Consider the following 8,597-nt stretch of genomic DNA (forward strand, 5'->3'; position numbering starts at 1 on the left):
GTCTCATTGCCCCGCCAAACGCCCGGGCGCTAGTGCCTGGGCGTTTTTGTATCCGAAATTCGAAAAAGGAATCGCCCGTATGTTGGACGCCACGCTTAAATCGCAACTGAAAACCTACCTGGAGCGGGTCACCCAGCCGATCGAGATCGTTGCCTCCCTCGACGACGGCGCGAAGTCCCGCGAATTGCACGACCTGCTGGTGGAAATTGCCGGCCTGTCGAACCTGATTACCTTCAGCGCGGACGGTACCGACGCTCGTCGTCCATCGTTCTCGCTCAATCGCCCAGGGGCAGACATCAACCTGCGTTTTGCCGGCATCCCCATGGGCCACGAATTCACCTCCCTGGTACTGGCGCTGCTGCAAGTCGGTGGCCACCCGTCCAAGGCCAGTAGCGACGTGATCGAGCAGATCCAGGCGCTGGAAGGCGAATTCACCTTCGAAACCTATTTCTCGCTGTCGTGCCAGAACTGCCCGGACGTGGTCCAGGCGCTGAACCTGATGGCTGTGCTCAACCCCAACGTGCGCCATGTGGCCATCGACGGTGCGTTGTTCCAGGCTGAAGTCGAGTCGCGCAAGGTCATGGCAGTGCCGAGCATCTACTTGAACGGCGAAGTGTTCGGCCAGGGCCGCATGGGCCTTGAAGAGATTCTCGGCAAGCTCGACACCAACGCCGGCAGCCGGCAGGCCGAGAAAATCAACGCCAAGGATGCGTTCGACGTGCTGGTGGTCGGCGGTGGTCCTGCTGGTGCCTCGGCAGCCATCTACGCTGCGCGTAAAGGTATCCGCACCGGTGTCGCCGCCGAGCGTTTCGGCGGCCAGGTGCTCGATACCATGGCCATCGAAAACTTCATCTCGGTGCAGGAAACCGAAGGGCCGAAGCTGGCCACGGCGCTGGAAGAACACGTCAAGCAATACGACGTCGACATCATGAACCTGCAGCGCGGCGAAGCGCTGATCCCGGCCACCGACGGCGGCCTGCATGAAGTACGCCTGGCCGGCGGCGCCTCGCTCAAGGCCAGGACCGTGATCCTCGCCACCGGCGCCCGCTGGCGTGAAATGAACGTGCCGGGTGAGCAGCAATACCGTGCCCGTGGCGTGGCCTACTGCCCGCACTGTGACGGCCCGCTGTTCAAGGGCAAGCGTGTGGCGGTGATCGGCGGTGGCAACTCTGGTGTTGAAGCGGCCATCGACCTGGCCGGTGTCGTCGCCCACGTAACGCTGATCGAGTTCGACAGCCAGCTGCGTGCCGACGCCGTGCTGCAGCGCAAGTTGCACAGCCTGGCAAACGTCAAGGTGATCACCAGCGCGCTGACCACGGAAGTGCTCGGCAACGGTGAGAAAGTCACCGGCCTGCGCTACAAGGACCGCACCACCGACCAATTGCATGACCTGGCGCTGGAAGGCATCTTCGTACAGATCGGCCTGCTGCCGAACACTGACTGGCTCAAGGGCACGGTCGAGCTGTCGCCGCGTGGCGAGATCATCGTCGACGCCAAGGGCGCGACCAATATCCCTGGCGTGTTCGCAGCGGGTGATGTGACGACTGTGCCGTACAAGCAGATCGTCATCGCCGTGGGGGAGGGCGCCAAGGCTTCTCTGTCGGCCTTCGACCACCTGATTCGTACCACGGCGCCGGCGTAAATCTGGCGCAAACCTGAGGGTGTCTATCATTACCCAGACACTCTCAGGAATCTCACCCATGACCCTGATCAGCCGCGAACCCTGGTGGCTAGTGCCACCACAGCCCGGGCAGAAAGAGCAGGACCTGCACTGGGGCTACCTGGAAATCTACGCCGACGGCCGCACCGTGTTCGTCGACCAGCGCCCCAGTGACCAGGAGCTGGCAGAACGCAAAAGCTGCCGCAACTTCCCTGAACCGGAATACTGAGTGGGCTTAGCCTTCAAGTTCGGCCAAGCGCGCCTCCAGCGCTGCAATCCGCGCTTCGAGGGCTTCGATCCGTTCTTCCGAAACACTCCCACCACTGCTACGGCTGCTACCTTCCTGCTGGCGCGCGGCGAGAATCGCCTCGATTTCCGCCGGATCGCCGAGCGCATGGGTATAGCGGTCTTCGCGCTGGCCGGCCTGGCGCGGCAGGTGCAGGGCAAGGTCGCGCGAAATCAGGCGTTCGAGCTGGTGCTGGATCTGTTCGGTGTCGTCGAAGTCGTGCAGGCGGTTGCTGCGGGTCAGCAACTCGTTGAGGGTCTGCGGCCCGCGCAGGAACATCAGCCCCATCAGGATCAACTGCGCCGGTACCAGTTCCAGCGCTTTGTCCACGCGCTGTTCCCAGCGGTCGGCGCGGCTGCCCATCTGCAGCCGGGTCATCTCCTTGCCTTCAAGGGCACGCAGTGCCTGGCCGACCTGGCCTTGGGTCAGGTTCATGACCGGTTCGCGGCTGGTCTTCTGGTTGCATGCCAAGAGCAGGGCGTTGAGGGTCAGGGGGTAGCTTTCGGGGCTGGTGGCCTGTTTTTCGATGAGTGCGCCGAGAATGCGGATCTCGATACCGGTGAAGCGGCCTTCGTCTGCGGTTTGGTGTTCTGACATGGCCCTGTCTCATTGCGAGGAAAAGGCCACTAGCGTAGGTAAAGCCGACGCTCAAGGCAATCGGGGCCGCATCGCGGCCCCTGCCATTTCAGCCGCGGCGCTCTTCTGCCTGGCAGGCCGCTGCAGTGAACAGCACGTCGGTCGACGAGTTCAGGGCAGTCTCTGCCGAGTCCTGCAGCACGCCGATGATGAAGCCCACCGCCACCACCTGCATGGCGATCTCGCTGGGAATCCCGAACAGGCTGCAGGCCAGCGGAATCAGCAGCAGCGAGCCGCCGGCCACGCCCGAGGCGCCGCAGGCGCATACAGCTGCGACCACGCTCAGCAGCACCGCGGTCGGCAGGTCGACCGGGATACCCAGCGTGTGCACCGCAGCCAGGGTCAGCACGGTGATGGTGATGGCGGCGCCGGCCATGTTGATGGTGGCACCCAGCGGGATCGACACCGAGTAGGTGTCTTCATGCAGGCCCAGGCGCTCTGAAAGCGCCAGGTTGACCGGAATATTGGCCGCCGAACTGCGCGTGAAGAACGCCGTGATGCCGCTTTCACGCAGGCACAGCAAGGTCAGCGGATAAGGGTTGCGGCGTATTTTCCAGAACACGATCAACGGGTTCATCACCAGCGCCACGAACAACATGCAGCCGATCAGCACCGCCAGCAGGTGCAGGTAGCCCAGCAGGGCATTCAGGCCAGACTGGGCGAGGGTCGAACTGACCAGGCCGAAGATACCCAGCGGGGCGAAGCGGATCACCACACGCACGATCAGAGTCACGCCGTTTGACAGGTCCTCGACCACAGTACGTGTGGTTTCTCCTGCATGGCGCAAGGCGACACCCAGGCCGATGGCCCAGGTCAGCACGCCAATGAAGTTGGCGTTGAGCAGGGCATTGATCGGGTTGTCGACGGCGCTCAGCAGCAGGTTCTGCAGCACTTCGCCGATGCCGCCGGGGGCGCTCAGCGTGGCCTCGCCGGTGCTCAGGGCCAGGTGCGAAGGAAACAGCATGCTGGCGACCACGGCCACCACCGCGGCAGCGAAGGTGCCCAGCAGGTACAGCCAGAGAATTGGGCGGATGTGGGTTTCCTGGCCATGGCGATGGTTGGCGATCGAAGCCATGACCAGGATGAACACCAGCACCGGCGCCACGGCCTTGAGGGCACTGACGAACACCTTGCCGAGAAAGCCCAGGTCGCGGGCGATGGCGGGCGCGACCAAGGCCAGGGCGATGCCGGCAATCAGGCCGATGACGATCTGGGTGACCAGGCTGGTGCGGTTGAGCAGGCGGAGGATGGGGGACATGTGCAGCGAAATCTCGGTAACGTCAAAGGGCGTGACTTTAACACGTCACCAGTGAAACAACTCCCTTCTCGCGCCCTCGGTGATCGCCACGATCCCTGGATGCTTGACCTTGCGCTCCACTGAAATGGCATAGAACGACTCCAGGACCGCGTCGGTCTGCCCAATCAGCTCGACACCGTACTGGCGACACACTTCCTCAGCGATCACGCTTGGGGCGATGAAAATACCGCTGCCAGACTGGCCGAACGCCTGCATCAAGGCACTGTCATCGAACTCGCCCACGATCCTCGGTTGCACCTGCTGTTCTGCGAGCCAGCGCAACAGGCGGCTGCGCACCACGGTTTCCTGTCCGGGAATCAGCAAGGGTGCATCGTGCAGGCAGGCGGGAAAGCCACCGGCATGGCGCTGCGCCAGGGCCTTGGTGGCGAAAAAACTCAGGCCACATTCGCCGAGCTTCTGGCTGTAGCCTTTGATGTCCAGGTGATTGGGCATCGGGCTGTCGGTAATCACCAGGTCCAGGCGCTGGATCGCCAGGTCGGCCAGCAGGCGTTCCAGCTTGTCCTCACGGCAGTTGATGCGCAGCACGTCATCCAGCTCCATGGTGGGTGCGAGGAGGCGGTAGACGATCGACTTTGGCACCACGTCTGCCACCCCCACTCGGAACAGGATCTGTTCCTGCGGGCCCGCGCGCAGCATGGCCTCCAGTTCGCCACCAAGCTGAAACATCTGCTCGGCATACACCAGGGTTTGGCGACCGGTCTCGGTCAGCTCAAGCTGCCGGCCGACCCGCTGGAACAGTTCCAGCCCGTAGGTCTGCTCGAACAGGCTGATCTGCCCGCTAATGGTCTGCGGGGTCAGGTTCAGCTGCTCACTGGCACGGGCAATGCTGCCGGTTTTGGCCACGGCCCAGAAGTAATGCAGCTGGCGATAATTGAGCATCACTCATCTCGATTCGTAAAAACCGAAGTATAGCCGCTGAAAATACGAATTTTCCTGATGTATCTGGATGTTTAAGATCCTGCTCCATCAGGCGCACAGCGCGCCGCCGGGATATCGACAAGCGAGGACCCCATGCTGCAATTCAAATCCATCGGCACACCGTTGGTGCTAGCCTTGGCTCTGTTCAGCCTTGCTGGCTGCGACCAGGCCGAGAAATCCGCCCAGCAGATGCTCGATCAGGCCGCCAAATCGGCCAAACAGGCCATCGATGACACCAACAAGGCGGCCCAGGATGCATTGAGTGACGCCATCGGCACCGAGGGCCAGAAGGCCAAGGATGCCGAGCCGCAAGAAAAGACCCAGGACATCTGACCCAGAACCGATGCAGGACTGAAAAATGGAATATTTGCTGGAACTCGCCGCAAGCCCCACCGCCTGGGTAGCCCTTGCCACCTTGGTGGCCATGGAAGTCGTACTGGGTATCGATAACCTGATCTTCATCTCGATCCTGACCAACAAGCTGCCGGTCGAGTACCGCTCCAAGGCACGCCGAATCGGGATCAGCATGGCCCTGATCATGCGCCTGGCACTGCTCAGCACGGTGGCCTGGATCGTTCAGTTGACCGATCCGGTGTTCGAAGTGTTCGGCAATGCGTTTTCGTGGAAGGACGTGATTCTGATCGCCGGTGGCCTGTTCCTGCTGTGGAAGGCGACCAAGGAAATCCACGAGAACGTCGACCCGCACGGCGCCAAGGAAGAATCCAAGGTCTCTTCTACGGTCACCCTGGGTTTCGCAGCGGCGATCTTCCAGATCCTGTTGCTGGACATCGTCTTCTCGGTGGACAGCATCATCACCGCCGTGGGCATGACCGAGCACCTGCCGATCATGATCATCGCCGTGATCACTGCCGTGATCGTCATGATGGTGGCTGCCGACCCGCTGGCAAACTTCATCAACGACAACCCGACCGTGGTGATGCTGGCGCTGGGTTTCCTGATCATGATCGGCATGACCCTGATCGCCGAAGGTTTCGGTGCCCACGTGCCCAAAGGCTACGTGTATGCGGCGATGGCGTTCTCGACAGTGATCGAGATGCTCAACATCTTCGCTCGCCGTGCACGGCTCAAGCGTGAGGCGGCTGAGGGGTAAGACGATGCCGAGGGGCGTGTTGCGCCCCTTTCGCGGGCTGCGCCTTGGCTGCGGCCTGCGGTGGCAGGTGATGATGGTGTGAATGACGCCGCACGATACGCAAAACGCCCCATAACATGGCGGCAGCGACACTAAGCCACATACCCACCAGCATGAGAATTGCCACAGTCATACTCATGTGTGCCTCCTTCTCTCGGGCCAGCCCACGGCTCGCCCTCCAGACACTGCTTTAGTCTAGCTGCGCGTTTGTGACGTTCCATTGATCGAAGGTCTATTGCTTGGTTTGTTTGGCTCCAAGCGTGCGCCGGGCTATACCCGCGCGGCGCTGAGCCCTATGATCCGTGGTCAGGTGTCAGAAAAAGCGAGTGTTCATGCAGCGTCTTTCCTACAAATTTTTTGTCCTAGACCCACGCCGTCTGTTCCTCGCGTGCCTGCTCGCGGTGAGCATCAGCGGTTGCGCCAGCGCACCGCCCGCCACGCTCAAGGGGCTGCCACAGCGGGTCGAGATCAGCAGCGTGCCGTTCTATCGTGGTAATGCCAACCACAGTGGGGCCATGGCCCTGGCGGCGCTGCTTTCGCAACAGGGCGCACCGATCACCCCGGGGCTGCTGGACAAACCCTTGAATCTGCCGCAGGAGGCGGAGTCGCTGGCCACCAACATTCCTCGCGTGGCGCGCGAGTACGGCATGCTCGTATATCCGCTGGACAAACAGCTCGATGCCTTGATGGCCCAAGTAGCCGCCGGCAACCCGGTGTTGCTGCGCTACGAGGAAGGTTCGGCGTGGTGGAGCGAGCCCCGCTACGCGCTATTGATTGGCTATGACCGCTACAAGCAACGGGTGCTGTTGCGCTCAGGCATGCATCGGCGGCAAATGATGGCCTTCGACGATTTCGAGTCGGCGTGGGTGAAGGAGGGGAGTTGGGCGGTGCTGATTCAGCCGCCGCGACAACTGCCGGCCCAAGTGGATCGGCAGCGCTGGCTGCAGGCTGCCGATGAACTGGCCCGGGCGGGCCAGGAGGTGGCGGCTAAACAGGCGGTGAATAGCCTGAATAAATAGCGCTTTCATCGCCGGCCTCTTCGCGGGGCAAGGCCGCTCCCACAGGTTTTGTCAAGAATAGTGCTGAACCTGTGGGAGCGGCGGTCCGGCGATCCGGCTTGCCCCGCGAAGAGGCCGGACCTGCCTAAACCATCAGAAGCCCAGACGATCGCGCAGGCTGTAGTACCAGGCACCAATGGCGCTGAACGGTACACGCAGCATCTGGCCACCCGGGAACGGGTAGTGCGGCAGGCCGGCGAACGCGTCGAAACGCTCGGCCTGGCCACGCAACGCTTCGGCCAGCACTTTGCCTGCCAGGTGCGTGTAGGTCACGCCGTGGCCCGAGCAACCTTGCGAGTAATAGATGTTGTCGCCGATACGGCCGACTTGCGGCAGGCGCGACAGAGTCAGCAGGAAGTTGCCGGTCCAGGCGTAGTCGATCTTGACGTTCTTCAGCTGCGGGAAGGCCTTGAGCATCTTCGGGCGGATGATCGCTTCGATGTTGGCCGGGTCGCGCGCACCGTAGACTACGCCACCGCCGAAGATCAGGCGCTTGTCGCTGGTCAGGCGGTAGTAGTCGAGCAGGTAGTTGCAGTCTTCGACACAGTAATCCTGCGGCAACAGGGTGCGCGCCAGTTCTTCGCCAAGCGGTTCGGTGGTGATTACCTGGGTGCCGCATGGCATCGACTTGGCAGCCAGTTCAGGCACCAGATTGCCAAGATAGGCGTTACCGGCGACGATGATGAACTTGGCGCGGATTTTACCCTGTGGGGTGTGCACGACCGGGTTGGCGCCGCGTTCGATGCGAATGGCCGGGGTCTGTTCGTAGATGATGCCGCCCAGCGACTCGACTGCAGCGGCTTCGCCCAGGGCCAGGTTCAGCGGGTGGATATGACCGCCGCTCATGTCCAGCATGCCGCCGATATAGCTGTCGCAGGCCACTACTTCACGGATGCGCTTCTGGTCCATCAGCTCCAGCTGATTATGCCCGAAGCGCTCCCACAGGCGCTTTTGCGACTCCAGGTGACCCATCTGCTTGGACGTCAGTGCGGCAAATACGCCACCGTCTTTCAGGTCGCACTGGATGTTGTACTTGGCCACGCGCTCACGGATGATGCGGCCGCCTTCGAAGGCCATATGACCGAGCAGTTGTGCCTGCTGGGGGCCGACGGTGCGCTCGATGACGTCGATGTCGCGGCTGTAGCTGTTGACGATCTGGCCGCCGTTGCGGCCCGATGCGCCGAAACCGACCTTGGCCGCTTCGACGATGCTCACCTTGAAGCCGTTTTCCAGCAGGAACAATGCGCTGGACAGGCCGGTGTAGCCGGCGCCGATGATGCACACATCGGTTTCCACCTCACCCTGCAGCGCCGGACGTGGCGGCACCGGGTTGGCCGAGGCGGCGTAGTAGGACTGGGGGTAGGGGGTGTTAGCCATGTTGCAGGAACCTCGTGTTTTATATTTTTAACGAATGTACCGATGCTATCAATAATAATAAACACCCGCTAGTCGTCCGTTGAAAATCCTTTACTGCCCATGGGCACCCCTTCTCTATAAAGGGTTTAAGATTCAGTAAGTTATCGCGAAAAAAAGTGTTGACACTGGTTTTGGAATGCGTAGAATGCGCACCA

General features: G+C 61.8%; 10 protein-coding genes. 5 read left to right on the plus strand and 5 right to left on the minus strand.

The window, feature by feature from the left end:
• The first annotated feature begins 79 nt into the window (after positions 1 to 79).
• Positions 80 to 1,642, plus strand: a complete 1,563-nt coding sequence (ahpF, locus tag ACIPZF_RS01115) for an alkyl hydroperoxide reductase subunit F (RefSeq protein ID WP_400794423.1) — start codon at positions 80 to 82, stop codon at positions 1,640 to 1,642.
• 58 nt (positions 1,643 to 1,700) lie between these two features.
• On the plus strand, positions 1,701 to 1,889 hold the full coding sequence (locus tag ACIPZF_RS01120; RefSeq protein WP_400794425.1) for a hypothetical protein: 189 nt from the start codon (positions 1,701 to 1,703) through the stop codon (positions 1,887 to 1,889).
• Between the two features lie 6 nt (positions 1,890 to 1,895).
• Here the strand turns inward: ACIPZF_RS01120 and ACIPZF_RS01125 are convergent, their stop codons facing one another.
• From ACIPZF_RS01125 to nhaR, 3 genes are all read right to left on the minus strand, one after another.
• Positions 1,896 to 2,543: a YceH family protein gene (locus ACIPZF_RS01125; protein ID WP_400794427.1), complete on the minus strand. Its 648-nt coding sequence runs from the start codon at positions 2,541 to 2,543 to the stop codon at positions 1,896 to 1,898.
• An 88-nt stretch (positions 2,544 to 2,631) separates the two neighbouring features.
• Complete coding sequence (gene sstT / locus ACIPZF_RS01130) at positions 2,632 to 3,840, minus strand: serine/threonine transporter SstT (protein ID WP_400794429.1); 1,209 nt, start codon at positions 3,838 to 3,840, stop codon at positions 2,632 to 2,634.
• Between the two features lie 45 nt (positions 3,841 to 3,885).
• The gene (nhaR, locus tag ACIPZF_RS01135) at positions 3,886 to 4,779 is read right to left on the minus strand and encodes a transcriptional activator NhaR (RefSeq protein ID WP_400794430.1); all 894 of its coding nucleotides are present in this window, start codon (positions 4,777 to 4,779) and stop codon (positions 3,886 to 3,888) included.
• A 132-nt stretch (positions 4,780 to 4,911) separates the two neighbouring features.
• Here nhaR and ACIPZF_RS01140 point away from each other — a divergent pair, with 132 nt between their 5' ends.
• Both ACIPZF_RS01140 and ACIPZF_RS01145 read left to right on the plus strand, forming a co-directional pair.
• On the plus strand, positions 4,912 to 5,151 hold the full coding sequence (locus ACIPZF_RS01140; protein ID WP_400794432.1) for a hypothetical protein: 240 nt from the start codon (positions 4,912 to 4,914) through the stop codon (positions 5,149 to 5,151).
• 25 nt (positions 5,152 to 5,176) lie between these two features.
• A complete protein-coding gene (locus ACIPZF_RS01145; protein WP_400794434.1) occupies positions 5,177 to 5,929 on the plus strand; it encodes a TerC family protein in 753 nt (250 codons plus the stop codon).
• Here ACIPZF_RS01145 and ACIPZF_RS01150 read toward each other — a convergent pair.
• Positions 5,904 to 6,107: a hypothetical protein gene (locus ACIPZF_RS01150; protein WP_400794436.1), complete on the minus strand. Its 204-nt coding sequence runs from the start codon at positions 6,105 to 6,107 to the stop codon at positions 5,904 to 5,906. The genes ACIPZF_RS01145 and ACIPZF_RS01150 overlap by 26 nt on opposite strands.
• A gap of 193 nt (positions 6,108 to 6,300) precedes the next feature.
• Here ACIPZF_RS01150 and ACIPZF_RS01155 point away from each other — a divergent pair, with 193 nt between their 5' ends.
• On the plus strand, positions 6,301 to 6,987 hold the full coding sequence (locus tag ACIPZF_RS01155) for a peptidase C39 family protein (protein ID WP_400794438.1): 687 nt from the start codon (positions 6,301 to 6,303) through the stop codon (positions 6,985 to 6,987).
• 132 nt (positions 6,988 to 7,119) lie between these two features.
• Here ACIPZF_RS01155 and ACIPZF_RS01160 read toward each other — a convergent pair whose 3' ends face one another.
• A complete protein-coding gene (locus ACIPZF_RS01160) occupies positions 7,120 to 8,403 on the minus strand; it encodes an NAD(P)/FAD-dependent oxidoreductase (protein ID WP_400794440.1) in 1,284 nt (427 codons plus the stop codon).
• Between the last annotated feature and the right edge of the window lie 194 nt (positions 8,404 to 8,597).

The sequence above is a fragment of the Pseudomonas sp. NPDC089752 genome (assembly GCF_044748725.1).
Lineage (GTDB): Bacteria > Pseudomonadota > Gammaproteobacteria > Pseudomonadales > Pseudomonadaceae > Aquipseudomonas.

What these genes read in the sequence shown, in the direction of transcription:
- ACIPZF_RS01145 (WP_400794434.1), top strand. Translation starts at nt 5,177, where the DNA reads ATGGAATATTTGCTGGAACTCGCCGCAAGCCCCACCGCCTGGGTAGCC.
- ACIPZF_RS01150 (WP_400794436.1), bottom strand. Translation starts at nt 6,107, where the DNA reads ATGAGTATGACTGTGGCAATTCTCATGCTGGTGGGTATGTGGCTTAGT.
- ACIPZF_RS01125 (WP_400794427.1), bottom strand. Translation starts at nt 2,543, where the DNA reads ATGTCAGAACACCAAACCGCAGACGAAGGCCGCTTCACCGGTATCGAG.
- ahpF (WP_400794423.1), top strand. Translation starts at nt 80, where the DNA reads ATGTTGGACGCCACGCTTAAATCGCAACTGAAAACCTACCTGGAGCGG.
- ACIPZF_RS01140 (WP_400794432.1), top strand. Translation starts at nt 4,912, where the DNA reads ATGCTGCAATTCAAATCCATCGGCACACCGTTGGTGCTAGCCTTGGCT.
- ACIPZF_RS01160 (WP_400794440.1), bottom strand. Translation starts at nt 8,403, where the DNA reads ATGGCTAACACCCCCTACCCCCAGTCCTACTACGCCGCCTCGGCCAAC.
- sstT (WP_400794429.1), bottom strand. Translation starts at nt 3,840, where the DNA reads ATGTCCCCCATCCTCCGCCTGCTCAACCGCACCAGCCTGGTCACCCAG.
- nhaR (WP_400794430.1), bottom strand. Translation starts at nt 4,779, where the DNA reads ATGCTCAATTATCGCCAGCTGCATTACTTCTGGGCCGTGGCCAAAACC.
- ACIPZF_RS01120 (WP_400794425.1), top strand. Translation starts at nt 1,701, where the DNA reads ATGACCCTGATCAGCCGCGAACCCTGGTGGCTAGTGCCACCACAGCCC.
- ACIPZF_RS01155 (WP_400794438.1), top strand. Translation starts at nt 6,301, where the DNA reads ATGCAGCGTCTTTCCTACAAATTTTTTGTCCTAGACCCACGCCGTCTG.